The 25,657-nt window shown below is 72.7% G+C and carries 23 protein-coding genes; 16 read left to right on the plus strand and 7 right to left on the minus strand.

The genetic code is table 11. The features are described from left to right. The first annotated feature begins 2 nt into the window (after positions 1-2). The 3 genes from BIU89_RS08995 to BIU89_RS09005 are packed head-to-tail and all read left to right on the plus strand — an operon-like array spanning position 3 to position 4,404. Positions 3-1,025 (plus strand): carbohydrate ABC transporter permease, encoded by a 1,023-nt coding sequence (locus BIU89_RS08995; RefSeq protein ID WP_027464452.1) that lies wholly within the window; start codon positions 3-5, stop codon positions 1,023-1,025. Beyond that, entirely contained in the window at positions 1,025-1,906 is an 882-nt protein-coding gene (locus BIU89_RS09000; RefSeq protein WP_017886791.1) for a carbohydrate ABC transporter permease, read from the plus strand. Before BIU89_RS08995 ends, BIU89_RS09000 begins: the two co-directional genes overlap by 1 nt. Next, positions 1,903-4,404: a glycoside hydrolase family 3 N-terminal domain-containing protein gene (locus BIU89_RS09005; RefSeq protein ID WP_071245959.1), complete on the plus strand. Its 2,502-nt coding sequence runs from the start codon at positions 1,903-1,905 to the stop codon at positions 4,402-4,404. Before BIU89_RS09000 ends, BIU89_RS09005 begins: the two co-directional genes overlap by 4 nt. Before the next feature lie 40 nt (positions 4,405-4,444). Here the strand turns inward: BIU89_RS09005 and BIU89_RS09010 are convergent, their stop codons facing one another. Then, positions 4,445-5,734, minus strand: coding sequence for an MFS transporter (locus BIU89_RS09010; RefSeq protein WP_083404273.1), 1,290 nt, complete (start codon positions 5,732-5,734; stop codon positions 4,445-4,447). 64 nt (positions 5,735-5,798) lie between these two features. On the opposite strand from BIU89_RS09010, the gene BIU89_RS09015 reads away from it, so the two are divergent. Continuing rightward, on the plus strand, positions 5,799-6,422 hold the full coding sequence (locus tag BIU89_RS09015) for a CGNR zinc finger domain-containing protein (RefSeq protein WP_051596486.1): 624 nt from the start codon (positions 5,799-5,801) through the stop codon (positions 6,420-6,422). A gap of 80 nt (positions 6,423-6,502) precedes the next feature. Here BIU89_RS09015 and BIU89_RS09020 read toward each other — a convergent pair whose 3' ends face one another. The 3 genes from BIU89_RS09020 to BIU89_RS09030 form a co-directional block, all read right to left on the minus strand. After that, the gene (locus BIU89_RS09020) at positions 6,503-7,429 is read right to left on the minus strand and encodes a glycosyl hydrolase family 18 protein (protein WP_083404274.1); all 927 of its coding nucleotides are present in this window, start codon (positions 7,427-7,429) and stop codon (positions 6,503-6,505) included. Positions 7,430-7,539: 110 nt separating this feature from the next. Beyond that, complete coding sequence (locus BIU89_RS09025) at positions 7,540-7,917, minus strand: DUF7882 family protein (protein WP_071245963.1); 378 nt, start codon at positions 7,915-7,917, stop codon at positions 7,540-7,542. A gap of 103 nt (positions 7,918-8,020) precedes the next feature. Continuing rightward, entirely contained in the window at positions 8,021-8,779 is a 759-nt protein-coding gene (locus BIU89_RS09030; protein ID WP_071245965.1) for a helix-turn-helix domain-containing protein, read from the minus strand. A gap of 196 nt (positions 8,780-8,975) precedes the next feature. Here BIU89_RS09030 and BIU89_RS18490 point away from each other — a divergent pair, with 196 nt between their 5' ends. Continuing rightward, positions 8,976-9,143, plus strand: a complete 168-nt coding sequence (locus BIU89_RS18490; RefSeq protein ID WP_163343324.1) for a hypothetical protein — start codon at positions 8,976-8,978, stop codon at positions 9,141-9,143. Continuing rightward, positions 9,140-10,102, plus strand: a complete 963-nt coding sequence (locus BIU89_RS18765; protein WP_071245967.1) for a helix-turn-helix transcriptional regulator — start codon at positions 9,140-9,142, stop codon at positions 10,100-10,102. Before BIU89_RS18490 ends, BIU89_RS18765 begins: the two co-directional genes overlap by 4 nt. Before the next feature lie 13 nt (positions 10,103-10,115). Here the strand turns inward: BIU89_RS18765 and BIU89_RS09040 are convergent, their stop codons facing one another. From BIU89_RS09040 to xylA, 3 genes are all read right to left on the minus strand, one after another. Beyond that, complete coding sequence (locus BIU89_RS09040; RefSeq protein WP_071245969.1) at positions 10,116-11,105, minus strand: acetylxylan esterase; 990 nt, start codon at positions 11,103-11,105, stop codon at positions 10,116-10,118. 82 nt (positions 11,106-11,187) lie between these two features. Then, entirely contained in the window at positions 11,188-12,666 is a 1,479-nt protein-coding gene (gene xylB / locus BIU89_RS09045) for a xylulokinase (RefSeq protein ID WP_083404276.1), read from the minus strand. Beyond that, on the minus strand, positions 12,659-13,852 hold the full coding sequence (xylA, locus tag BIU89_RS09050; RefSeq protein WP_071245971.1) for a xylose isomerase: 1,194 nt from the start codon (positions 13,850-13,852) through the stop codon (positions 12,659-12,661). Before xylA ends, xylB begins: the two co-directional genes overlap by 8 nt. A gap of 97 nt (positions 13,853-13,949) precedes the next feature. Here xylA and BIU89_RS09055 point away from each other — a divergent pair, with 97 nt between their 5' ends. From BIU89_RS09055 to BIU89_RS09100, 10 genes are all read left to right on the plus strand, one after another. Beyond that, positions 13,950-15,146: a Gfo/Idh/MocA family protein gene (locus tag BIU89_RS09055; protein WP_254791554.1), complete on the plus strand. Its 1,197-nt coding sequence runs from the start codon at positions 13,950-13,952 to the stop codon at positions 15,144-15,146. Then, positions 15,143-15,850 (plus strand): ThuA domain-containing protein, encoded by a 708-nt coding sequence (locus BIU89_RS09060; RefSeq protein WP_071245973.1) that lies wholly within the window; start codon positions 15,143-15,145, stop codon positions 15,848-15,850. The genes BIU89_RS09055 and BIU89_RS09060 overlap by 4 nt, the downstream gene beginning before the upstream one ends. After that, positions 15,835-16,947: a Gfo/Idh/MocA family protein gene (locus BIU89_RS09065; protein ID WP_083404277.1), complete on the plus strand. Its 1,113-nt coding sequence runs from the start codon at positions 15,835-15,837 to the stop codon at positions 16,945-16,947. The genes BIU89_RS09060 and BIU89_RS09065 overlap by 16 nt, the downstream gene beginning before the upstream one ends. 34 nt (positions 16,948-16,981) lie before the next feature. Continuing rightward, a complete protein-coding gene (locus BIU89_RS09070) occupies positions 16,982-18,031 on the plus strand; it encodes a sugar phosphate isomerase/epimerase family protein (RefSeq protein ID WP_051596489.1) in 1,050 nt (349 codons plus the stop codon). Positions 18,032-18,183: 152 nt separating this feature from the next. Next, on the plus strand, positions 18,184-19,464 hold the full coding sequence (locus tag BIU89_RS09075; RefSeq protein WP_071245976.1) for an ROK family transcriptional regulator: 1,281 nt from the start codon (positions 18,184-18,186) through the stop codon (positions 19,462-19,464). Next, a complete protein-coding gene (locus BIU89_RS09080) occupies positions 19,461-20,492 on the plus strand; it encodes an NAD(P)-dependent alcohol dehydrogenase (protein ID WP_071245978.1) in 1,032 nt (343 codons plus the stop codon). The genes BIU89_RS09075 and BIU89_RS09080 overlap by 4 nt, the downstream gene beginning before the upstream one ends. Before the next feature lie 234 nt (positions 20,493-20,726). Continuing rightward, positions 20,727-22,109, plus strand: a complete 1,383-nt coding sequence (locus tag BIU89_RS09085) for an MFS transporter (protein WP_071245980.1) — start codon at positions 20,727-20,729, stop codon at positions 22,107-22,109. Between the two features lie 132 nt (positions 22,110-22,241). Beyond that, positions 22,242-23,669, plus strand: a complete 1,428-nt coding sequence (gene glmU, locus BIU89_RS09090) for a bifunctional UDP-N-acetylglucosamine diphosphorylase/glucosamine-1-phosphate N-acetyltransferase GlmU (RefSeq protein WP_071245981.1) — start codon at positions 22,242-22,244, stop codon at positions 23,667-23,669. A 61-nt stretch (positions 23,670-23,730) separates the two neighbouring features. Then, the gene (locus tag BIU89_RS09095; RefSeq protein ID WP_027464468.1) at positions 23,731-24,708 is read left to right on the plus strand and encodes a ribose-phosphate diphosphokinase; all 978 of its coding nucleotides are present in this window, start codon (positions 23,731-23,733) and stop codon (positions 24,706-24,708) included. Beyond that, the gene (locus tag BIU89_RS09100; RefSeq protein WP_071245983.1) at positions 24,705-25,484 is read left to right on the plus strand and encodes a putative protein N(5)-glutamine methyltransferase; all 780 of its coding nucleotides are present in this window, start codon (positions 24,705-24,707) and stop codon (positions 25,482-25,484) included. Before BIU89_RS09095 ends, BIU89_RS09100 begins: the two co-directional genes overlap by 4 nt. Positions 25,485-25,657: the final 173 nt, after the last annotated feature.

A 25,657-nucleotide genomic window follows, 5' to 3' on the forward strand; every position in this document is an offset into this window, starting at 1 on the left:
GCATGACCCTCGACACCTCGCTCGGTACGACTCCGACCACCGGGTCGGACACGGCCGCGGGGACGTCCCCGGCGGGGAGCGGTTCGCCGCTCCCCGCCGGTCGGCGGACCAAGCGCCGCATCGCGGACTGGCGGAAGCGCGTCGAGATCGCGGTCCTCGCCGGACCCGCGGTCATCGTCTTCGTCACGTTCGTGATCCTGCCCGTGGCGCTCGCCGCCTACTACGGGTTCTTCAAGTGGCAGGGCTACGGCCCGCCCACCGACTTCGTCGGGCTGCAGAACTACCTGATCATCTTCCAGGACAAGGCGTTCCACGCGGTCCTGATGCACAACGGCTTCATCGTCGTGCTCTCCCTGGTGCTGCAGGGGCCGATCGCGATCGTGCTCGCACTGCTGCTCAACCAGAAGATGCACGGCCGAGGACTCGTCCGCGTGCTCGTCTTCGTGCCGTACGTCATCTCCGAGGTGATCGTCGGCACCGGGTGGAGCCTGATGCTCCAGTCGAACGGCGCCGTGAACGACCTGTTCCAGAGCATCGGCCTGGGCGGCCTCCGTGCGGACTGGCTGTCGAACCCCGACATCGCCATCTGGACGCTGCTCGTGATCATCTCGTGGAAGTACATCGGCTTCGCGGTGATCCTGTTCCTCGCCGGCCTGCAGAGCATCCCCGAGGAACTGTTCGAGGCCGCCGCCATCGACGGCGCCGGCTACTGGCAGATCCAGCGGCGCATCACGCTGCCGCTGCTCGGTCCGACCATCCGCATCTGGGCGTTCCTGTCGATCATCGGCTCGCTGCAGCTGTTCGACCTCGTCTACATCATCTGGGGGCAGTACATCGCGTCGACCGCGGGCACCTCGACGATGGCGACGTACATGGTCGCCAACGGCCGGACCTCGGGCAACTTCGGCTTCGGCAGCGCCGTCGCGGTCGTGATGTTCGTGATCTCGCTCGTGGTCGCCCTGATCTACCAGCGCTTCGTGCTCCGCCGCGACACCGCGGGTGCACTCACCGAGAGGAAGAACTGATGGCCACCACGAGCATCGTCGCCCCCGGGCGCCGGGCCGTGCGGGAGCGCCGGTCCAGTGCCGCGATCGGACGCGCGAACCCGCTGACCTACGTCGTCGCGATCCTGTTCGTCGCCGCCAACCTGGCACCCGTGCTCTACATCGTGCTGGGCGGCTTCCGGACCAACTCGCAGATCACCACGAGCCCCGCCGGACTGCCGGCACCGTTCGAGTTCGGCAACTACGGGTCCGTGCTGTCCAGCGGCATCTTCTGGCAGCAGCTCGGCAACTCCACGATCAGCGCCGTCACGACCACCCTCGGGGTCGTCGTGCTCGGGCTGATGGTGAGCTTCGTGCTCGCCCGCTACCGGTTCGCCGGCCGTGGGGCGCTCTACGCCCTGTTCGCCGCTGGTCTGATGTTCCCGATCACCGTCGCGATCACCCCGCTGTACCTGCTCGTCAAGGACCTCGGTCTGACGAACAGCCTGGCCGGCGTGATCCTGCCGCAGATCGCGTTCGCGCTGCCGACCACCGTCATCATCCTGGTGCCGTTCCTGCGGGCGATCCCCGACGAGCTCGAGGAGGCCGCGTCGATCGACGGAGCGAGCCGTCTCGGGTTCTTCTTCCGGATGGTCGTGCCGCTGTCGCTGCCCGGCGTCGTCACGGTCGGCATCCTGGCGTTCATCGCCAGCTGGAACAGCTACATCCTGCCGCTGTTCATCCTGAACAACGAGGCCGCGTACACGCTGCCGCTCGGGGTCCAGTCGTTCTCGTCGCAGTACTCCGTCGACACCGCCAAGGTGCTCGCGTTCACCTCGATGTCGATGATCCCGGCGCTCGTGTTCTTCACGATCTTTCAGCGCCGCATCGTCGGTGGCCTGACCGGGGCGGTGAAGGGGTGACCGCGACGGACGCGACGCAGACCGCCGGACGCGACCCGCGCCTCCAGGCCGACAGCGCGACGGACGCGACCGCGACGGACGCGACCGCGACCACTGCCGGACCCCGCGCCGACGCCCTGCTCGCCGTGATGACCCTCGACGAGAAGGTCGCGCAGCTCGTCGGCTACTGGCTCGACCAGAACGGCGTGGTCGCGCCCATGCAGGGCGAGATGGCGGCCGTGCAGCAGGGCAGCACCCTGGCGGACATCACCCGCGACGGCATCGGGCAGTTCACCCGCGTCTACGGCACCCGTCCCGTCGAACCCGACGAGCGTGCTGCCTGGCTCTGGGCCGAACAGCGCCGCCTGCAGCGCGAGACCCGGCTCGGGATCCCGGCGCTCGTCCACGAGGAGTGCCTGACGGGGCTCGCCGCGTGGAAGGCCGCGACGTTCCCGACCCCGCTGGCGTGGGGCGCGTCGTTCGACCCGGAACTCGTCGAGCAGGTCGGCGCCGCGATCGGTGCGTCCATGCGCCAGCTCGGCGTCCACCAGGGGCTCGCACCCGTGCTCGACGTGATCCGTGACCCCCGCTGGGGCCGCGTCGACGAGTGCATCGCCGAGGACCCGTACCTGGTCGGCACGGTCGGCACCGCGTACGTGCGCGGGTTGCAGTCCGCCGGGGTCGACGCGACCCTGAAGCACTTCCTCGGGTACTCGGCCTCGCAGGCGGGGCGGAACCACGCCCCCGTGCACGCCGGGGCCCGCGAGGTGGCCGACGTGTACCTGCCGCCGTTCGAGATGGCGCTGCGCGACGGCGGCGCCCGGAGCGTCATGAACTCGTACGCCGAGATCGACGGCGTGCCCGTCGCGGCGAACGGCGAACTGCTCACCGACCTGCTCCGCGACCGGCTCGGCTTCGACGGCACCGTCGTCGCGGACTACTTCTCGGTGGCGTTCCTCGAGGTCATGCACGGCATCGCCGCCGACCGTGGCGAGGCCGCGGCGCTGGCGCTCGAGGCCGGCATCGACGTCGAGCTCCCGACCGGTGACGCGTACCTCGCGCCGCTGGTCGAGCGGGTCCGCAACGGGCAGGTGGACGAGGCACTCGTCGACCGCGCCGTGCTCCGGGTGCTCCGGCAGAAGGAGCGGCTCGGCCTGCTCGAACCGGACGCGTTCGCCGAGGACGCCCCCACCGGGATCGACCTCGACACCCCGCTGCACCAGGCGCTCGCACGGCAGCTGGCGGCGAAGTCGCTCGTGCTGCTGTCGAACGACAGCGGCAGCGATCACGCCACCGTCGACGGCAGCACCGTCGACAGTGCCACCCCCGTCCTCCCGCTCGCACCGGGGGCCTCGGTCGCGGTCATCGGCCCGAACGCCGACCGCGCCGAGGCCTTGCAGGGCTGCTACTCGTTCGCCAACCACGTGCTCGCCTCGCACCCCGACCTGCCGCTCGGCTTCGCGATCCCGACCGTCCGCGAAGCCGTCGCCCGGGCCCTCGGCCCGTCGGCGGTCCGCTTCGCAGCGGGCTGCGCCGTCACGGGCGACGACCGGGCCGGCTTCGCCGACGCGGTCGCCGTGGCCGCCGCCTCGGACGTCGCGGTGGTCGTCGTCGGCGACCAGGCCGGACTCTTCGGCCGCGGCACGGTCGGCGAGGGCAACGACACCGAGTCGCTCGACCTGCCCGGCGTGCAGCGCGAGCTGGTCGAGGCCGTCGTCGCGACCGGGACCCCCACCGTGATGGTGCTGCTCACCGGCCGGCCGTACGCGATCGGCTGGGCGCTCGACGGCGACCAACCGCGTCCGGCCGCGGTCGTGCAGGCGTTCTTCCCGGGCGAGGGCGGCGGGCTGGCGATCGCCGACCTGCTCACCGGCGAGGCCTCGCCCTCGGGCCGCCTGCCGCTGTCCCTGCCCCGGTCCGCCGGTGCGCAGCCGTTCACGTACCTGCACCCGCGGCTCGGCGGTCCGTCCGACGTCACCGCCGCCGACTCCACGCCGGTGCGGCCCTTCGGCTTCGGCCTCGGCTACACCGACTTCGCCTACGACGAGCTCGTCGTCGACCAGGACGTCCGCTCCGACGGCGTCTTCACCGCGTCGGTGACGGTCCGGAACACCGGGTCCCGTGACGGCGAGGACGTCGTGCAGCTCTACGGGCACGACGTGCACGGCAGCGTCACCAGGCCCGAGGTGCAGCTCCTCGGGTACGCGCGGGTCGCGCTCGCCGCGGGGGAGTCCGCGCGGGTCCGCTTCCGCGTCCCGGTGCAGCGCTTCGCGTTCACCGACCGTCGGATGCGCAAGGTGGTCGAGCCCGGCGACGTGCAGGTCTGGGTCGCGTCGCACGCGGCGGCGTCCCGGCCGGGAGGCCCGGTGGCAGCGGGTGGGATCGTCGCCTCGGGCGACGGTCCGGTCCGACACCCCGTGCCCGGCACCGCCACGGAGCGCGCCACCGTCGCGGTCACCGGCGCAGTCCACGAGGTCACCCCTGGCGACCCCCGGCTGGTGGAGTGGTCGCTCGTCTGACGGCAGTGCGGGGAGGCGTCGGCACGACCGATGCCTCCCCTCACGTCGCTCGTCGACCGCCCCCGGGGTCGGTGGCCAGTGCGGCCGGGTCGCGGACGCCGCGGAGCGGTGAGGCGACGACCCAGACGACGGTGAGCAAGATCCCCGCGCACCCCAGGGCGAGGCCGGTCCGCGTGCCGAGCAGCTCTCCGACCAGGCCGCCGAGCCCAGCCCCGATCGCGATGACGCCGTAGGACAGCCAGCGCATCGTGGCGTTGACGCGCCCGAGCACCCGGTCCGGCGAACGCAGCTGACGGAGCGTGAGTGCGACGACGCTCGACAGCGAGGTCCCCGTGCCGTTCACGGCGAAGACCCCGATCAGGACGGTGACCGTGACCGGCGTCGACCACGACGGATCGATCAGGGGGAGCACTGCGAGCGCGACGCACTCGGCGGTGGCGCAGGCGACCAGGACGGGCCCGGCACCGAACCGGCGGACACTCGACGGTGCCGCGGAGGCGCCGACCACGGCGCCGATCGCGCCGAGGCTGAAGACGAGGCCGAGCAGCCCCGCGTTCAGTCCGAGCTGCCGCACGGCGTGCACGGTGAAGAGCACCATCACCCACTGCGCGAAGAGGTTGTAGATCCCGGCGAAGCCGACCAGCGAGACCAGGTACCGGTCGCGACCGACGAACCGCAGGCCCTCGCCGAGGTCCCGCAGTGCGCTCCGTCCGGTCGGGGTCGGGCGGGCCTCGGGCGCCCGGATGCCGAGCAGCGCGACCGCCGACACCACGTACGTCACGGCGTGGAGCGCGAGGGCCCACGGTGCCGACAGCACCTGGACGAGCAGCCCCCCGAGTCCTGGGCCGCCGACCTCGGCCGCCGCCGCCGTCGCCTCCAGCCGCCCGTTCGCGCGTTCGAGCTGCCGGCGTCCGGCGACCGTCGGCAGGAACGACTGGTAGCTCACCTCGAACGCGACGGTGAAAGCGCCGAGGAGCCCGACCAGGACGACGAGTACCGGCAGGGTCAGCGTCCCGCTGAACGCCACCACGACGACGACCACGGTGATGGCGGCACGGGCGAGGTCGGACACGACGAGGACCGGGCGTCGGCGACGGCGGTCGACCAGGACGCCGAGGGGCAGCGCGAGCAGGAGGAACGGGAACCACCGCGCTGCGTTCAGCACCCCGACCTCGCCGGCGGACGCGTGCAGGACGACGACGGCGAGCAACGGCACCGCCAGTTCGCTCACCTGCCCGCCGACGGCCGAGGCGCCTTGCGCCACCCAGAACCGCGTGAAGTCCGGGCCGAGGCCGGTCCGTGCTGCGCTAACGCGTGGAACGCTGGTCATGCATTAGACCCTGGCACAGGCGATGCACATGGCACAACGGCTGATCACGCATTAGTCTCGGAGCATGGTGGCCCCCGATGCGCACTCGACGTTCCCGGAAGTGGGCGGACACACTGCGCTCGACCTCGTCGACACCGTGCACTGGCGACTCGATCCCCGACGTTCGATCGACACCCTGAGCAGCTTCGACGCCGTCGTGGCGTGGTGCGAGCAGATGGGGGTCCTGCCCGGGAACGCGACGGAGACCGTCCGGCTCGCCGAGGCCGCGCCCGCCGTCGCGGCGCGGGAGCACGCCGCGGTGCTGGCGCTCCGCGAGGCGGTCTACGAAGCGGTGTTCAAGTCGTCACCACGCGCTGCCGCCCACATCGCTTCCGAGTACGTCGCTGCTCTCGAGCGCGCGACGATCGAGCGGGGCACGGACGGGGCGTCGTGGTCGTGGCGAATACCGGCCGACCTCTCCGGGCCGAGGGGCGCGATCGCCCTGCTCGCCCAGGAACTGCTGACGTCCGACCTCAGCGCGGCACGGCAGTGCGGCGACGACGCGTGCGGCTGGGTCTACCTGGACACGTCGCCCCGGCACAACCGCGTCTGGTGCACGGCCGCGGGGTGCGGCAACCGCAACCGGGTCGCGCGGCACCAGGCGAAGCGTCGCGGAGCCACGACGCCACAGGGCGGCCGTCAGGACTGACAGCGCGCACCACGTGCCCTGGATGTGACCGGGTGACGGACAGGAGGCGCGGTGCGGGCTCGAACCACGCCTCCCGTCCGTCAGCGGGTCGCGGTCACCCGAGGCGGTTCGATCCGGTCGGACAGGTCCAGTGACCAGACGGCGACGCCCGTCAGGCCGAGCCGCTCCGCCAGCGCGACCCGCTCGCGCAGCGAGCGTGCGTCGGACCACCAGAGCACCTCGCCGCTCGGCAGGGTCGCGGTCCACTCGCCGGCCGCCGCGTCCCACCGGGCGGTCGCGCCCGCCTTCCGGACCCGGAGCCGGGCCTGGGCGTCGGAGAGCTGACCGGCCGGACGTTTCCCCTTCCAGTGGTAGCCGTACCCGGCGACACCGAGCACGATCTGGTCGCGGGGGGCGAGGGTCGCGAGCGCGCGGGCGGCCTTGGACGACCACGCGAGCGACCCGACCGGGCCGGGCGCGTCCGGTTCCCAGGGGCCGTGCTGGTCGTAGGCCATGAGCGTCAGGTGGTCGAGCGGGGCGCGGAGGGCGCGCACGTCGTAGCCCAGGCGGGCGTACCCGGCGGCGGTGGTCGACGCGGACAGGGCGATGTCGAGCCGGACGTCGTCGCCGACGACGGCCCGGAGCTCACGGGCGAAGGCGGTGAGACCGGGCTTCTCGGCCGAGGTCAGCGCCTCGAGGTCGATCATGATCGAGTCCCAGCCGCCCGTGGACACGTCGGCGGCGAGTGATCGGACGACCCGGGCGCGGTTCGCGGGCGAGGTCAGGAGCTCCCGCGCGATCGGCTCGCTGAAGTCGCCGTCGGCCTCGGAGTAGTTGCTGACGAGCAGCTGCGCGGTGAGCCCGTCGGCGTGTGCCCGGTTGCGCTGGGCCTCGGCAGAACGCGAGGGGGCGGTGACCTTCGTGCCCGTGCGGTTCAGCAGCAGCCCGTCGACGCCGACCACGTCCATCGTGGCGGCGTTCGCGTCCACCAGGGCGGTGTCGGCGTTCTCGGGCTGGAAGCCGGTCACGTCGAACCCGTCGGCCCGGGCAGCGGTCGGGGTCGTGCAGCCGGCGAGTGCGAGTCCTGCGGAGAGGACGACGGCGAGCAGCGCGGAGCGGCGTCGACGCGGCGCTCCGGTCAGGAGGCGCTGATGGTCGTGGTGGGGCGTGCCGGCGGGGCCCCGGCGACGTCGTCGGCGGAGACCGGGCCCTCGGCGTCCGTCGGCTCCGGGCTCAGGACGAGGCCGGAACCGCTCGCCGCGCTGGCGTAGAGTTCGTCGAGCCAGGAGCGGTTCACGCTCGGGGACTTGCCGCCGGCGAACTTGAAGTGCAGTCCGCAGTACGGGTGGATCCAGATGCTGCTGCGGCCGCCGCCGACGGCGGGGTCGTCCTTCCACGAGAAGACGAAGCTCTCCCCGCGGCGGATGAGGTTCACGATGACGATCTGCAGGTGCGTGAGCGCACGGTCGTCGAGGCGGAGCTCGAGGGGTTGCGAGTCGTAGATGAGCTGGCCCATGGCGCTGCCTTCCGTCGGATGGGGCCCGCCGCACGTGCCGGACCCGCGTCCATCCTCCCTCGGTTCCTCGGCCTTTGGCGCTTTTCGTCCATCGACGGCGTGATCAGTCCCGTTCCGTGCCGGCGGCCGACGGCGGGACGGCCGGTGCCGACCACGGCGGGAGCTCGGCCGACGGGTACCCGCCGTGCTCGTCGGGCGCCCGCAGCATCGGGTTGACCGCGCGCAGCCGGATGCCGGAGGTGTCCCCGGCGGCCCCGCGGACGGCGCTCGCCAGCAGGAACGCGACGACGTCGGCCGCGCTGCCGTCGGGGTCGTAGCCGTGCCAGGGGCGGTCGTCGCCCTGGGCACGGCGCAGGGCGCTGGCGAACGTCGCGTCGGCGTCGTCGACCTCCACCTCGCAGTCGAGCACGATCCGGAAGCGTGATCCCTCACCCGGGGACCCGGCGAGGTCCGACGTGGCGCGGGGGTCCGGGTCCTCCGGGTCGAACGACCGGAGCGCGGCCGACGGTGCGGTGCCGAAGGCGGCACGGTACTCGGCCGCCATCCGGCCGGCGTTGCTGAAGTGCCAGTGCTTCGCGACGTCCGCGATGGTGCGGCGGTCGGCCGGTGTCATCGACAGCAGGTCGCGGCGGACGCCCTCGAGCCGTACCCCGCGCAGGTACGACGCGGGCGAGGTCTGCAGCTCCCGCCGGAACGCGCTCTGCAGGCCGCGGGTCGACAGGTGTGCGGCGGCGGCGATGTCCGGTACGGAGATCGCGTCGCGGGCGTGGGCATGCACGAACCGCAGCGCCTCGTGCACGGTGCGGGACAGCCGTGCTCCGCCGTGCTCGGGACCACTCGCCGTGGTCGGTGCCTGGTCCATACGTGGAGCGTACGAGTCGGTCGGGCGGATCGGCCTCCGACGCCACGACGCCGCCGTTATCCGGGGTGCGCGGATGTGGATCGCACCCGTTCGGGGGCCATTGTGGACCCCGGTGAGGGCGCTTATCGTCCAAGAGGTACTCAAACTGTCCCCCTCCGAACAGGGTCGGAGGCACGGGGACAGATCGGAGGATCTGATGAGTGGTTACGAGCGTGCACCGGGGGTCGCCCCGGTCCACATCACCTCCTACCGGGCTCGGGCACGCGCTGCCCGACGCGGGTGGATCGTGCAGTCCGAGGACGACGTCGACCGCGAGCGGTTCACCTTCGCGGACCTCCGCGCCCGGCGAGGATCGGGCCAGTGAGCAGCGACACCGTCCCGCGGGCTGCCGTCGGCCACGCGCCCCGGACGGCCGAGCGGTGCGGCCGGACCCCCGCGGACGCCGTCCGGACGGTGCGTGCCGTGTACGACGGTCGCGACGTCCGGTTCGCACCCACCGACCGGTTCGCGTTCCGCCACCGGACGGTGCGCCACCACAACGTCGCACTGCTGTCGTCGGCGGTGTCGACGACCACCGCCGCTTCGTTCACGCCGGACGGCACGCCGGTGCTGGCGTGGTCGACCGCGGGGTGCCTGCGGGTCGACGACGACGCGCCCACCCGGCCCGGCGTGCCGGTGCTCCTGCCGACGGACCGACCGTTCACGCTGATCGTGCCGGCGGGGACCGTCCAGGTGCTGCGGGTGGACGGTGGCTTCCTCGACGCCGTGAACGGGGTCGTGTTCGACCACCGCTTCGCCGGCCGACTGCGATCCCGCCCGACCGAGGCCGAGGTGTCCCAGCTGCTCGCCCGCATCGACGCGGTCGCGGTCAACGCGCTGCACCCCGACCGCAACCCGGGCGGCCACCTGTCCGCACAGGTGCTGCTGGCCGAGGCCGTCCTGCGGGCCTTCGGCGGGACGGACGCCGGACTTGACGCCCGGCCGGTGCGCCGGACGGTGAACACCGTGCAGCTCGCACAGGCCTGGCTCGCGGAGCACTGCGACCGGCCGCTCCAGCTCGCGGACGTCTGCGGGGCCGTCGGGGTCAGCCCCCGCACGCTCCAGGAGAACTTCGTGCAGCACGTCGGCGTGAGCCCCATGACGTACCTGCTGCAGGTCCGCCTCGACCGGGTCCGGATCGCGCTCCAGCTCGCCGACCGGGCGCAGACGACGGTGGCCGAGGTCGCGCACCGGTGGGGTTTCCGCCACATGGGGCGGTTCTCGAGCACGTACTTCCAACGCTTCGACGAGTACCCGAAGAAGACGCTCCAGACGAGCACCTGACCCCCGACACCCGTCAGCGCAGCCGGTCCGCCAGGAACGCCGCCTGACGCTCCCAGTGCCGGAAGCCGCCACCCTCGTGCCCGTTGTACGGGTACACGACGATCTCGCGGTCGGAGGAGCCGAGGGCGTTGAACGCGGCGAAGGTCGTGCGGGGCGGCACGACGTCGTCCATCAGCGCGACCGAGAACAGGGCCGGGGCGGTGATGCCGGCGGCGTGGTTCACCCCGTCCAGGTACGCGGCGGTCTCCCACACGCGCTCGGCCGCGTCGCGGTGGACGGCGAGGTACTGCGCGAGCTCCAGGTACGGACCCCCGACCGCGACGTCGGTGCCGTTCCGCCAGTCGGCCAGGAACGCCACGTCGGGCAGCACCGCGGCGACCGGCCCGACGTGTGCCTCGACCAGGGCCGCCGCGGCGATCGTGATGCCGCCGCCCTGGCTGCCGCCGGTCAGGGCGATGCGCTCGGGGTCGATCCCGGGCAGCGTCCGCACCGCCTCGACGAGCCGCACGGCGTCGGTGTAGACGCGGCGGTAGTAGTGGTCGGCCGGTGAGCCGATGCCGCTCGTCATCCAGCCGCTGGCGTGCGGGGCGGAGCCGTGCGGGTCCGGGGTGTCACCGCCGGCCCACCCGGAGCCCTGGCCGCGGGTGTCCATCACGACGTGCACGTACCCGGCGAGGGCCCAGTGCACGCGCTCGCCCGGGCGACCACGGCCACCGCCGTAGCCGAGGAACTCGACGACGACCGGCAGCGCGCCCCGGTCGTCGACCACCGGACGGTTGACCCAGGCGCGCACCGGGTCGCCGGCGAACCCGGGGAACGTCAGGTCCTCGACGACGAGACCCGTCACCGGGGTCTCGGCGGGCACGAGGGTCGTCTCGAACCCCTCGCCGGCGGTCCGGGCGGCGGCGATCGTGTCCGCCCAGAAGGCGTCGAAGTCGGCGGGACGACGGACGTCCGAGCGGTGGGCGCGGAGCGCGTCGAGGGGCAGGTCGGTCAGTGGCATGGGGGTCCTCCGGGGACGATGATGCCCCCGGCGCCCTGGTGGAGGGCGCCGGGGGCGGGGAGTGTCGGATCCGGTGCGTCGGTCAGCGCGCCGCGGCGCGGTACTGCTCGAGCACCTCGGGGTGCGGGTCGGACAGCACGGTGGTCGTCGCGGTGTCCCACGTCGGCAGTGCGCCGGTCAGCGCCCACGCGGCCTGCTTCGCAGCACCCGCGGCGACGTACTCGCCGGGCTCCGGCACCAGGACGTCACGGCCGAACACCTGTGCGGCGACGGTGCGGACCGCCGGGTTCCGCGCAGCACCGCCGATGAGCAGCAGCCGCTCGACGGACACCCCGGTGTCCTGCACCGCGGCCAGTCCGTCGGCGAGGGCGCAGAGCATCCCCTCGACGGCCGCCCGGGCCAGGTGCGCCCGGTCGGTGGTCGCCGGCGTCATGCCGAACAGCGACGCGGTCGCGTCCGGCCGGTTGGGCGTGCGCTCGCCGACGAAGTACGGCACCAGGACGAGGCCGTCGGCCCCGGCCGGCGCCTGCAGCGCCAGCTCGCCGAGTGCGTCGTGGTCGACGCCGAGCAGGCCGCCGATCACCTCGAGCACGCGGGCCGCGTTGAGCGTCGTGACGATCGGGAGGCGCGACCCGGTCCCGTCGGCGAAGCCCGCCACGGTCCCGCTCGGGTCACGCACCTCGGCGTCGCTGACCCCGAAGACCGTGCCGCTGGTGCCGAGGGACACCGCGACGTCGCCCGGGCCGAGACCCAGGCCGAGCGCTGCCCCGGCGTTGTCACCGAGTCCGGCGCCGACGACGAGGCCGGTCCGCGCGATCGCGCCGCCGGGCAGCTCGACATCGGTGGACAGGGTGCCCATGGCCTCGTCGGGAGCGACCACGCGGGGCACGACCACGGCGTCGTCGTCACCCATCGACGCCGGACGCATCGGTCGCCCGAGCGCGAGCTCGAACAGCTCCGGGTCGTACTCGCGGCGCACCGGGTCCCAGTACCCCGTACCGCTGGCGTCGGATGCGTCCGTCGCCAGGGCGTCGAGGTCGGGGCCGAGCGGGCTCTCGTCCGCCGGGCCGTGGCCGCGGAGCCGCCACGACAGCCAGTCGTGGGGGAGCGCCACGGCCGCGACGCGGGCCGCGTTCTCGGGCTCCGCATCGCGGAGCCACCGCAGCTTGGTACCGGTGAACGACGCGACCGGCACCAGCCCCGTCCGGGCGACCCACGCCTCCTGGCCGAGCTCGTCGACCATCTGCGCGGCCGCGTCCGCACTGCGCACGTCGTTCCAGAGCAGGGCGTCGCGGACCACGCGACCGTCGGCGTCGAGCGCGACCATGCCGTGCTGCTGCCCGGCGATGGCGACGGCACCGACGTCGTCGAGGCCGCCGGCGTCCGCGACGGCGGCACCGAGGGCGTCCCACCAGTGGCGGGGGTCGACGGAGGTGCCGTCCGGGTGGGACGCGCGTCCCTCGCGAACGACCGCACCGGTCGCGGCGTCACGGATGGTGACCTTGCAGGACTGGGTCGACGAGTCGACTCCCGCCACGAGTGCGGTCGCGCGCTCAACCACGAGCGCCCATGAGGTGCTCCATCGCGAGCTGCTGCAGGCGGACGAAGCCGAAGCCCTTGCCGCCGAAGTAGGCGTCGGCGTCGAAGTCCTCGTAGGCGGAGCGGTCGGCGAGGAACGCGTCGTACGACTCGCCGTCGTTGAGCGTCGGCGTCGACAGCTCGCCGACCTTCGAGGTCTCGAGCGCCGCCTGCACCTCGGGGTCGGCGCGGAACGCCTGAGCACGCTCCTTGAGGAGCAGGTACATGCGCATGTTGGCCGACGCGGAGTCCCAGACGCCGGTGATGTCCTCGGTGCGGCTCGGCTTGTAGTCGAAGTGGCGGGGGCCGTCGTACGCCGGGCCGCCCTGCGGGGCGCCGTGCTCGAGCAGGTCGACGAGCGAGAACGCGTTCTGCAGGTCGCCGTGACCGAACACCAGGTCCTGGTCGTACTTGATGCCGCGCTGACCGTTGAGGTCGATGTGGAAGAGCTTGCCCTGGTAGAGGGCCTGGGCGATGCCGGCCGTGAAGTTCAGGCCCGCCATCTGCTCGTGGCCGACCTCGGGGTTGATGCCGAACAGCTCCGGGCGCTCGAGCGTCTCGGTGAAGGCGATCGCGTGGCCGAGGGTCGGCAGGAGGATGTCGCCACGGGGCTCGTTCGGCTTCGGCTCGATGGCGAACCGGATGCCGTAGCCCTTGTCGGTGACGTACTGGGCGAGCAGGTTGACGGCCTCGCGGTACCGCTCGAGCGCGGCCTGCACGTCCTTGGCGCTGTCGTACTCGGAGCCTTCGCGGCCACCCCACATCACGAACGTCGACGCGCCGAGCTCAGCGGCGAGGTCGATGTTGCGGAGCACCTTGCGGAGCGCGAAGCGGCGGACCTGCCGGTCGTTCGAGGTGAAGCCGCCGTCCTTGAAGACCGGGGCGGAGAACAGGTTCGTCGTGACCATCGGCACGACGAGCCCGGTCGACTCGAGCGCGCCCTTGAGACGGTCGATCTGGGTCTGGCGTTCGGCGTCGGTGGAACCGAACGCGAACAGGTCGTCGTCGTGGAAGGTCAGGCCGTAGGCCCCGAGCTCGTCGAGCTTCTCGACCGCCTCGACCACGTCGAGCGCGGGTCGGGTCGGCCCGCCGAAGGGGTCGGAGCCGTTGTAGCCGATGGTCCAGAGACCGAAGGAGAACTTGTCTGCACGGGTGGGCGTCGTTGCCATGGTGGTCACCGTTCGTCGTCGAAACAAAATGTTGCCGCGCCCAACATAAGCGGTAGTGTTGGCTGTGGCAAGCACGTGATCGCAAAGGAGCGAGCGGATGGCAAGTGAGTCGACGGTGCAGCAACGACTGCGGGTCGCGATGGTGGGGCACGGCTTCATGGGAGCCGCACACTCACAGGCGTGGCGGACCGCCCCCAGGTTCTTCGACCTCGGCACCGAGCCGGAGATGGCGGTGATCGTCGGGCGTGATCCCGGACGCACCGAGGCCGCTCGGCAGCAGTACGGCTGGCAGGCGGCGTCCACCGACTGGCGTGCCGTCGTGGCCGATCCGGACATCGACGTGGTCGACGTCGTGTCCCCGGGGTCCTCGCACGTCGAGATCGCGATCGCCGCGCTCCAGGCCGGCAAGCACGTCCTGTGTGAGAAGCCGCTCGCGAACACCGTCGCCGAGGCCGAGGCGATGACCGCCGCCGCCGACGCCGCCCGTGCACAGGGTGTCCGGGCGATGGTCGGGTTCAGCTACCGCCGGGTGCCGGCCATCGCGTTCGCCCGGCAGCTGGTGCAGGACGGCCGGATCGGCACCGTGCGCCAGGTCCGTGCGCTCTACCTGCAGGACTGGCTCGCCGACGCCGACGGCCCGATGACCTGGCGCCTCGACAAGTCGCTCGCGGGCTCTGGGGCGCTCGGGGACATCGGCGCGCACGCGATCGACCTGGTCGAGCACGTCACGGGCGCGTCGCTCGCCACCGTGTCCGGCACCCTCGAGACCTTCGTGACCGAGCGTCCACTGATGGCCGAGGGGGTCGGGCTCTCCGGCACCGCGTCGAGCGAGCGCGGGCAGGTCACCGTCGACGACGCCGCGTTCTTCACCGCGCGGCTCGACGGCGGCGCGGCCCACGGCGCGATCGGCACGTTCGAGGCGACGCGCTACGCGACCGGGCGGAAGAACGGTCTGACGCTCGAGATCAGCGGTTCCGAGGGCGCGATCCAGTTCGACCTCGAGTCGATGAACGAGCTCCGGCTGTACGAGTCGAACGCCCCGGCGGGGGAGCAGGGGTTCCGCCGCATCCTCGTCACCGAGCCCGAGCACCCCTACATGGCCGCCTGGTGGCCGACCGGGCACCTCATCGGGTACGAGCACACCTTCAGCCACCAGGTGAAGGACTTCGTCGACGCGATCGTCGCCGGCACCGACCCGTCGCCGTCGTTCGCCGACGGCCTGCACGTGCAGCGGGTCCTCGACGCGGTCGAACGCAGCGCGGCCGCCGGCAGCACCTGGACGGCGACCTCGTGAGCGCCGCCGAGCAGACCCGCCAGGCGCTCGTCGTCCGCGGCGGGTGGGACGGCCACCAGCCCGTCGAGACCACCGACCTGTTCATCCCGTTCCTGCAGGACCACGGCTTCGCGGTCCGGGTCGAGGGATCGCCCGCCGTGTACGCCGACCAGGAGTACATGGACACAGTCGACCTGATCGTCCAGGTGAACACCATGACGACCATCGCCGCCGACGAGTTCGCCGGTCTGCAGCGGGCCGTCCTGAACGGCACCGGCCTGGCCGGCTGGCACGGCGGCATCGCGGACTCGTACCGCGACAACGCCGACTACCTGCACATGATCGGAGGGCAGTTCGCCCACCACGCGGGCAAGCACCCCGACGAACGGGTCGGGGAGCAGTCGGACAACTACATCCCCTACACGGTGCACATCACCGACCTCGGGCACGAGCACCCCATCACCCAGGGCATCGACGACTTCGACCTCGTCACCGAGCAGTACTGGGTGCTGAGCGACGAGTACGACGACGTCCTCGCCACCACCACGCAGGAGGCCCGCTCGTGGGACCCCTGGAACCGGCCGGTCACCGCACCGGCGATCTGGACCCGGCAGTGGGGGAAGGGACGGATCTTCGTCTCGGCCCCCGGACACCGGATCGAGATCGTCGAGTCGCAGCCGGTCCGCACCATCATCGAACGGGGACTCCTGTGGGCAGCACGGTGAACGAGGGGGTGCTCCGCGTCGGCGTGGTCGGCGTCGGGGTCATCAGCCAGCAGTACTTCGAGCACTTCCCGGCCCTGGCCGGCCTCGAGCTCGCCGCGGTCGCCGACCTCGACGTGGCCCGTGCCCAGCAGGTCGGTGCCGCCCAGGGCGTGCGCGGGACCACCGTGGACGACCTGCTCGCCGCCGACGACGTCGACGTGGTGCTCAACCTGACGATCCCGGCCGCGCACGCCGACATCGCCACCCGGGCGCTCGCCGCGGGCAAGCACGTCTACGGCGAGAAGCCGCTCGCGATGTCCACCGCCGAGGCCGCACCGGTGCTCGACGCCGCCCGCGCCGCCGGCCTGCGCGTCGGCAGCGCCCCGGACACCGTCCTCGGCACGGGCATCCAGACCGCACGGGCAGCCCTCGACGACGGCGCGATCGGCACCCCGGTCGGTGCCGCCGTCGCCTGGAGCGCACCCGGGCACGAGCTCTGGCACCCCGCGCCGGCGTTCTACTACCAGCCGGGCGGCGGACCGCTCCTCGACATGGGGCCGTACTACCTGACCAGCCTCGTCACGTTCTTCGGGCCGGTCGTCCGGGTCAGCGGCAGCGCCACCCGCTCCACCCGCGAACGGACGATCGCCACCGGGCCGAACGCCGGCACGTCGATCCCGGTCGACATCGACACCCACGTCGTCGCGATCCTCGAGCACGAGGACGGCGTGGTCTCCACCGTGACCGTCTCGTTCGAGGTGTGGGCCACCCGCGCCCCGCTGTTCGAGGTGTACGGCACCGCCGGCACCCTGGGCGTCCCGGACCCGAACCGGTTCTCGGACACCGTGTCGATCGCCACCGCCGACGACCGCTCGTGGCACGACCTGCCCGTCGCCGCCGGGTACGCCGACGCCGGCCGCGGTTACGGCCTCGCCGACATGGCGCACGCGATCGGGACGGACCGGCCGCACCGAGCCTCCGGCGACCTCGCGTTCCACGTGCTCGAGGTCATGGAGGCGGTCTCCGCCGCCGCCCGAGACCACTCGGTCGTCGACGTGCACTCGCGCGTCGAGCGACCCGCCACCGTCCCCGCCGGGTCCGCACCCGGATCCTGGTGACGGAACCCGACCACCGCGAAGAAGGACGACGACGATGACGACGACGGACGCGAGCGACACGACGGAGACGACCCGGGCCTCCAGGCCGGTCACCCTGTTCACCGGGCAGTGGGCCGACCTGCCCTTCGAAGAGGTCGCCCGGCTCGCCGGCGAGTGGGGCTACGACGGGCTGGAGATCGCCTGCTGGGGCGACCACCTGGACGTCCGGCGCGCCGCGACGGACCCGGAGTACGTCGCCGAGCGCAAGGCGATCCTGGAACGCCACGGGCTCCAGGTCTGGACGATCGCCAACCACCTGGTCGGCCAGGCCGTGTGCGACGACCCGATCGACCAGCGGCACGAGGACATCGTCCCGCCGCACGTGTGGGGCGACGGCGACCCCGAAGGTGTGCGGCAGCGTGCGGCCGAGGAACTGCAGTGGACCGCCCGTGCCGCCGCGGCGCTCGGGGTCGACACCGTCACCGGCTTCTCCGGCTCGTCGATCTGGAAGACCGTCGCCGGGTTCCCGCCCGTGCCCCCGGGGATGATCGACGCCGGGTACCAGGACTTCCACGACCGCTGGTCACCGATCCTCGACGTCTTCGAGGAGGTCGGGGTCCGGTTCGCACTCGAGGTGCACCCGTCCGAGATCGCCTACGACTACTGGACCGCCAAGCGCACACTCGAGGTGTTCCAGGACCGGCCGGCGTTCGGGTTCAACTTCGACCCGTCGCACTTCGTCTGGCAGGACCTCGACCCCGCCGCGTTCCTGCTCGACTTCGCCGACCGGGTGTACCACGTGCACTGCAAGGAGTCGGTGAAGCAGCTCGACGGGCGCAACGGGCGGCTGTCCTCGCACCTGCCGTGGGGCGACCCCCGGCGCGGGTGGGACTTCGTCACCGCCGGCCACGGGGACGTGCCGTGGGAGCGGGTGTTCCGCGTGCTGAACCACATCGGGTACGCCGGCCCGACCAGCGTCGAGTGGGAGGACGCCGGCATGGACCGGCTCGTCGGCGGGCCCGAGGCGCTGGCGTTCGTCCGGCAGCTCGGTACCATCGCGCCGCCGGACGCCGCGTTCGACGCCGCGTTCTCGCAGTCGCGCTGACCGGGCCGTCGCGGTCGGTCGCCGACGCGGCCGGTCGCGGTCGCGGTCGCGGAGGTTTCGCGCTGCGCGACAGTTCACGGGCCCGCCGGTGCGAAACTCGTCGCTCAGCCCGAAATCCCACCCACGACCGCACCCACCAACGAGGAGGACCCATGGCACGGCAGCCCACGGCGACGCCGGGCAACGCCGCGCGCGTCCTCCGGCTCGTCCACGAGGACGGCCCCGTCACCCGCGCCGAGCTCACCCGGCGCACCGGCCTGAACCGCTCCACCATCCTCGCGCTCGTCGGGGAACTCGTCGACGCCGGTCTCGTGCACGAGGAGACCCCCGCCGCGGGGACCCCCGGCACCGGTGTCGGACGGCCGAGCGGAGTCGTCCGGGCGTCCGGCGACGTCCTCGCCGCCGCGGTCACGGTCGAGATCGACGCCGTCGGAGTAGCCCTCGTCGGCCTCGACGGCACCGTCCTCGACCGGCTGGTCGAGCCGCAGACCACCGTGCCCACCGCGGCGCAGGCGATCGACGCCGTCGCCCGGGTCCTCGCAGCACTCCTCGCCCGCACCGGGCCCGCGGCCCGGATCGTCGGGGTCGGCGTCGCCGTGCCCGGCATCGTCCGGGTCGAGGACGGCACCGTGCGCGACGCCCCACACCTCGGATGGCGTGACGAACCCCTCGCCGCACCGCTCGCGGAACGGCTGGGGCTGCCGGTCCGGGCCGCGAACGACGCCAATCTCGGCGCCTGGGCAGAACGGCTGTACGGCAGCGCCCGCGGCGTCGACGACCTCGTGTACCTCAACGGCGGCGCGAGCGGCATCGGCGGCGGGATCGTCAGCGCCGGCCGGCCCTTCAGCGGCGCCGACGGGTACGCGGGCGAGCTCGGGCACACCTTCGTCGCCGCGAACGGGATCCGCTGCCACTGCGGTGCGATCGGCTGCCTGGAGACCGAAGCCTCGCGCTCCGCACTCACCGCGGTCACCGGCACCCCGCCGGACGACCTCGACGCGCTCGCCGCGGCGCTCGCCGAGGGCCGCCCCGAGCTGGAGCGGGTCGTCGATCGACAGGTCACCGCACTCGCGACCGCACTGCGGAACGCCATCCACACCGTCGACCCCGAGGTCGTCGTGCTCGGCGGGTTCCTCGGTGCGCTGCTCGGACACGTCGGCGACCGGATCGACACCGACGTGCGGGCGCAGACGATGGCCGCCATGACCGACCGGCTCCGCATCGTCCCGGCGGCACTCGGCCGCGACGTCCTGGTCCGTGGCGCCGCCGAGATCGGCTTCGCGGAGCTGCTGCGCGACGCCACCATGCCCGCGGCGCCAGCGCCAACGCCGGCGCCGGCGCCGGCGACCACGCCCGCAGCGTCCGCCGCCGACCCCTCCACCACCCACACGTCCGGCCGCGAAGACGCGGCCGAGGAAGCGAGAACCGCATGACCTCCACCCAGCGCACCAGCGTCCTGCTCGGCACCCAGGACCTCACCGTCGAGGACCGCCCCGTCCCCGCCGTCGACCCCGGCGACGTGCTCGTCCGCGTCGCCGCCGTGGGGGTCTGCGGCTCCGACGTGCACTACTTCCGCCACGGCCGCATCGGCGACTTCGTCGTCGAGGAGCCCCTCGTCCTCGGGCACGAGCTGTCCGGCACGATCGAGGCCGTCGGCGCGGGCGTCGACCCGTCCCGCGTGGGGGAGCGCGTGGCCATCGAGCCGCAGCGCCCCTGCCACCGCTGCGCGCAGTGCCTGGCAGGCCGCTACAACCTCTGCCCGCACATGCGCTTCTACGCGACGCCGCCGGTCGACGGGGCCTTCACCGAGTTCGTCACCATCGAGGCCGAGTTCGCGCACGTCCTGCCCGACGCCGTGTCGTTCGAGGCCGGCGCGCTCCTCGAACCCCTGTCCGTCGGCATCGCCGCCGTCCGCAAGGCGGGCATCGTGCCCGGTTCGTCGGTGCTCATCGCCGGCGCCGGTCCGATCGGCATCATCTGCGCCCAGGTCGCGAAGGCCTTCGGCGCGTCGCGCATCGTCGTCAGCGACCTGGTGCCGGAGCGCCGTGCGCGGGCCCTGGAGTACGGCGCCACCGAGGTCGTCGACCCCACCGCCGTGTCCGTCGCGTCCGACATCGTCCCCGTCGACGCGTTCATCGACGCCAGCGGTGCACCCCGAGCGGTGTCGGACGGCATCAAGGCGGTCGGGCCGGCGGGTGCCGCGGTGCTGGTCGGGCTCGGCAACTCCGAGATGACACTTCCGGTCGAGCACATCCAGAACCTCGAGGTCACGGTCACCGGGATCTTCCGGTACACGAACACGTGGCCGGTCGCCATCGAGCTGGTCGCGTCCGGGCAGGTCGACCTCGACTCGCTCGTCACCGGTCGCTTCGGGCTCGACGACGTCCGCGAGGCCCTCGAGAGCGACACCGACCCGGAGTCGCTCAAGTCCGTCGTCTACCCCGGCGGCGTCCCGGCCTGAGCGACCTGCGCGTCGTCCGGTGCGAGGTTCCGTACTCCGTGACGGCGCGCAGACCTCGCACGGAGTGCGGGACCTCGCACCAGAGCGGGCGAACCCGCGGAAGCGCACGCGGGGTGCGGGCGCGCGGACAAGGCGGACGGGAGGCTCGGGGCCAGGCCGCCCCGCGCCTCCCGTCCGGCACGTGACCCGGAACGGGGCCACCGCCGCGTCACCGGGACGCGCTACGGTTCGCGCATGACCGCTTCACCGGCCGCCGTCGTGCCGCAGCGCACCGACCGGCGCGCGCTCGTCTCCTGGGCGCTCTGGGACTGGGGTTCCGCCGCGTTCAACGCGGTCGTCACCACCTTCGTGTTCAGCACGTACCTGGCCAGCCGGGCGTTCGTGGACCCGGCGCTCGTCGCCGACACGTCCTCGGCCGGCAAGGCGATCGTGGAGCGGGAGCTCGCGCACAACGCGGCCGTCGTGTCCACCGCACTGACCATCGCGGGCATCGTCGTGGCCCTGGTGGCACCGGCCATGGGGCGGCTCGCGGACTCGTCCGGGCACCGCCGCCGGTCGGTCCTCATCGCCACGATCGGCGTCGCGCTGTCGATCGGCGGCATGGTCTTCGTCGCGCCGAGCCAGCCGTACCTGCTGCTCGGCGCAGCCCTGCTCGGCATCGGCACCGTCGCCTACGAGATCGCGAGCGTGGGCTACAACGCCATGATCGGGCAGGTCGCCTCCGGGGAACGAACCGGCCGGGTCTCCGCCATCGGGTGGGCGGCCGGGTACTTCGGCGGGATCGTGCTGCTCGTGGTGCTGCTCGTGCTCTGCATCCAGGACTTCCGTGGCGACGGGGTCGTCGGCGGGCTCCTGCAGCTGCCGGCCACCGTCGCCACCGGGCAGTGGGACGTCCGCGTCGCGATCGGCATCGCCGCCGTCTGGCTGGCCGTCAGCTCGATCCCGCTGTTCCTCACCGTGCCCGAGGCGGTGCCCGACCGCACCCGCGGCGGCGGCGTGTTCAGTGCCTACGCGGACCTCGGCCGGGACATCGCGCGGCTGTGGCGCGAGCGGCGCAACGTCCTCGCCTTCCTGCTCGCCAGCGCGGTGTTCCGCGACGGCGTCGGGGCCGTCTTCACGTTCGGCGGGATCGTCGCCGCGCAGGTGTTCGGGTTCACGCCGTCGCAGGTCATCCTGTTCGCCATCGCCGCGAACGTCGTGGCCGGCATCGCGACGTTCGTCTCCGGACGCCTCGACGACCGGTTCGGGTCGCGTGCGCTCATCATGGTCTCGCTCGTCGGCCTCGCCGTGTGCGGGGTCGGGGTCTTCGCCGCCGGCAACGAGACGCAGTGGTTCTGGGTGCTCGGGCTGACCCTCGCCGTGTTCGTCGGCCCGGTGCAGTCGTCGTCCCGCGCCTACCTGGCGCGGCTGGCGACCCCCGGCCGCGAGGGCGAGCTCTTCGGCCTCTACGCCACCACCGGCCGGGCCGCGTCGTTCCTCGCGCCGGCGCTGTTCGGCGTGGCGGTGACCGTCGGTGGGTCGACCCGGTTCGGGATCCTCGGCGTGGTCGTCGTGCTCATCGCCGGGCTGGTGCTGATGGCGTTCGTCAAGCGGGAACCGCAGGGCGCGCGGGTCTGATCCACGGCGGGCCGTCGGCGCGGCCTGGAGGCGCGGTGCCGGTCCGTCCACAGGCTGCGGTTCTGCGCACGGTTCCGCACAGTGCCGTGGTCGCGTCGGGCGGCCGGGGCTGCGGTGCGCCAGGATGGGTCCATGACCGACCAGCGCATCGCCGTCGTCGTCCTCGCCGCCGGGCAGGGCACGCGCATGAAGTCGTCCACGCCCAAGGTGCTGCACCGGCTCGCCGGACTGCCGCTCATCGGGCACGTCCTGCGCACCGCGTCGTCGCTCAGCCCCGAGCACGTCGCCGTCGTCGTGCGGCACGAGCGTGACCTGGTCGCGGCCGAGGTCGTCGAGCGCGCCCCCGACGCGATCGTCGTCGACCAGGACGACGTCCCCGGCACCGGCCGCGCGGTCGAGGTGGCGGTCGAAGCACTGCCCGCCGACTTCGACGGCGCCGTCGTGGTGCTGTCCGGCGACGTCCCGCTGCTCGACGCCGCATCGCTCCGGCTCCTCGTCGACGCCCACGTCGGTGGCGGCAACGGGGCGACCTTCGTGAGCGCGATCGCCCCGGACCCGACCGGCCTCGGACGGATCGTGCGGGATGCCTCCGGCGCCTTCGTCAGCGTCGTCGAGCACAAGGACGCGACGGCCGAGCAGCTGACCATCACCGAGGCGAACGCGGGCATCTACGCGTTCGACGTGGCACACCTCCGGGCGGCCCTGCCGTCGCTCACCACGGCGAACGCCCAGGGCGAGAAGTACATCACCGACGCCCCCGCGCTGATCAGCGAGCGCGGCGGGCGCATCGACGTGGTCACCCTGACCGATCCGTGGCTCGTCGCCGGCATCAACGACCGTGCGCAGCTCTCCGACGCCGCGCGTGAACTCAACGCCCGCATCGTCCGCCGCCACCAGCTCGCCGGCGTCACCGTGCAGGATCCGGCGACCACCTGGATCGACCTCGACGTCACCATCGAGCCCGACACCGAGGTCCTGCCGGGCACCCAGCTCATCGGTGCCACCGCGATCGCCGCCGGCGCCGTCGTCGGGCCGGACACCACACTCCGCGACACCGAGGTCGGGGCCCGCGCCACCGTGAACCGCGTCGACGCCACCCTCGCCGTGATCGGGGACGGCGCCTCGGTCGGCCCGTTCGCCTACCTGCGGCCGGGCACGATCCTCGGAGACGACGGCAAGATCGGCACCTTCGTCGAGACGAAGAACGCCCGGATCGGTCGCGGCAGCAAGGTCCCGCACCTGTCCTACATCGGCGACGCCGAGGTGGGCGAGGACTCCAACATCGGCGCGAACACCATCACCGCGAACTACGACGGCGTGCACAAGCACCGCACCGAGGTCGGCTCGAACGTCCGGACAGGCTCGCACAACGTGTTCGTCGCCCCCGTTAGGATTGGTGACGGTGCGTACACCGGCGCCGGGACCACCGTCCGCAAGGACGTTCCGGCAGGATCGCTCGCGATCAGCTACGCCCCACAGCGCAACACCGACGGATGGGTCGAGGAACACCGACCCGGCACACCGGCGGCCGAGGCTGCTCGGCTCGCGAACGGCGAATAGATCCCGGCGACCACCCGTCGCCGACATCGACCCCTCGTGGGTCAGGGAGTGAGCACCGCACTTGTCCGGAATCAAGACAACCGGCCAGAAACGACTCGTCCTCGTCTCGGGGCGAGCACACCCGGCGCTCTCTGCCGAGATCGCGGAGGAGCTCGGGGTCGACCTCGTGCCGACCGATGCCCGGACCTTCGCGAACGGTGAGCTCTACGCCCGCTTCGACGAGTCGGTCCGTGGCTGCGACGCCTTCGTCATCCAGTCGCACACCGCGCCGATCAACGAGTGGCTCATGGAGCAGCTCATCATGGTCGACGCGCTGAAGCGTGCCTCGGCGAAGCGCATCACGGTCGTGGCGCCGTTCTACCCGTACGCCCGTCAGGACAAGAAGGGCCGCGGCCGCGAGCCGATCTCGGCCCGCCTCGTCGCCGACCTGTTCAAGGCCGCCGGCGCGCACCGCATCATGAGCGTCGACCTGCACGCCGCGCAGATCCAGGGCTTCTTCGACGGCCCCGTCGACCACCTGTTCGCCATGCCGGTGCTGCTCGAGCGCTTCCGTCAGATCCTCGACCCGAAGACGCTCACCGTCGTGTCGCCCGACATGGGCCGCGTCCGTGTCGCCGATATCTGGTCCGAGAAGCTCGGCGCCCCGCTCGCCATCATCCACAAGCGCCGCGACCCGCTCGTGCCGAACCAGGTCTCGGTGCACGAGATCGTCGGTGACGTCAGCGGACGCGTGTGCCTGCTCGTCGACGACCTCATCGACACCGGCCGCACGATCGCCAAGGCTGCCGAGGCGCTCAAGAACGCCGGCGCCACCGGTGTCGTCGTCGCCGCGACCCACGCCGTCTTCTCCGACCCGGCGACCGAGCTGCTGCAGAGCGAGTTCATCGACCGCGTGGTCGTGACGGACACCCTGCCCCTGCCGATGGACAAGCGCTGGGACCGCCTCGAGGTCCTGCCGATCGCCCCGCTCATCGCCCGTGCCATCCACGAGGTCTTCGACGACGGCTCCGTGACGTCGATGTTCGACGGCGCCGCTTGACACATCCCGCGCGTGACGCCCTCGCGGCCCGGCTCCGGGCCGCGGGGAGCGTCTTCGCCGAGGACGAAGCCGACCTGTTGCTCGAGGCCGGTGACGGTGAGCCGGTGCGACTCCGAACCCTCGTGCAGCGTCGGCTGGCCGGTGAGCCGCTCGAGTACGTGCTCGGCTGGGCCGCCTTCGACGGGCACCGCATCCGGGTGACCCCCGGCGTCTTCGTGCCGCGAGCCCGCACCACCGTCGTCGTCGAGCAGGCTGCGCGTCGGCTGCAGCGCTACGACCGCGTGGTCGACCTGTGCTGCGGCGCCGGCGCGATCTCGGTGGCCCTGTTCGGTCGGGTCGGCGCGCTCGACCTCGTCGCCACCGACATCGACCCGGACGCCGTCGACGTCGCAGCCGAGAACATCGGCGACCGCGGCATCGTCGTCGCGGGTGACCTGTTCGCGCCGTTGCCCGATCGGTTCCGCGGCGCCGTGGCGGTCATCGCGGTGAACGCCCCGTACGTGCCGACGGCCTCGATCGAACTCATGCCGACCGAGGCCCGCGAGCACGAACACCGCGTCGCCCTCGACGGAGGTGTGGACGGCCTCGACCTGCACCGGCGGATCGCCGCGGGTGCGGGGGAGTGGCTCCGTCCCGGTGGTGCCGTCGTCATCGAGGTGTCCGAGGCCCAGGCCGAGGCGTCCGCCGCTGCCTTCACGGCCGCCGGCTTCTCCGCCGTGGTCGAGCGGGACGCCGAGGTCGACGGCACCTGCGTCGTCGCGACCCTGCCCGCCTGACCGGGTCTGCCTGGACCCGGTCCGCCTGCCGAACCCCGCCGTCGAGCGGTCACGACATGCCGCTCAGGTTCGCCGGGGCGGCACGAAGTGTCGCCTGCGCGTCCGCGAACCGACGCGTTCTGCACCCCCGGCGCGACGCACGTGGCGTGTCGTGCGACCAGGGCGAGGGGCGG

The organism is Curtobacterium sp. MCBA15_005, assembly GCF_001864855.1.
Lineage (GTDB): Bacteria > Actinomycetota > Actinomycetes > Actinomycetales > Microbacteriaceae > Curtobacterium > Curtobacterium flaccumfaciens.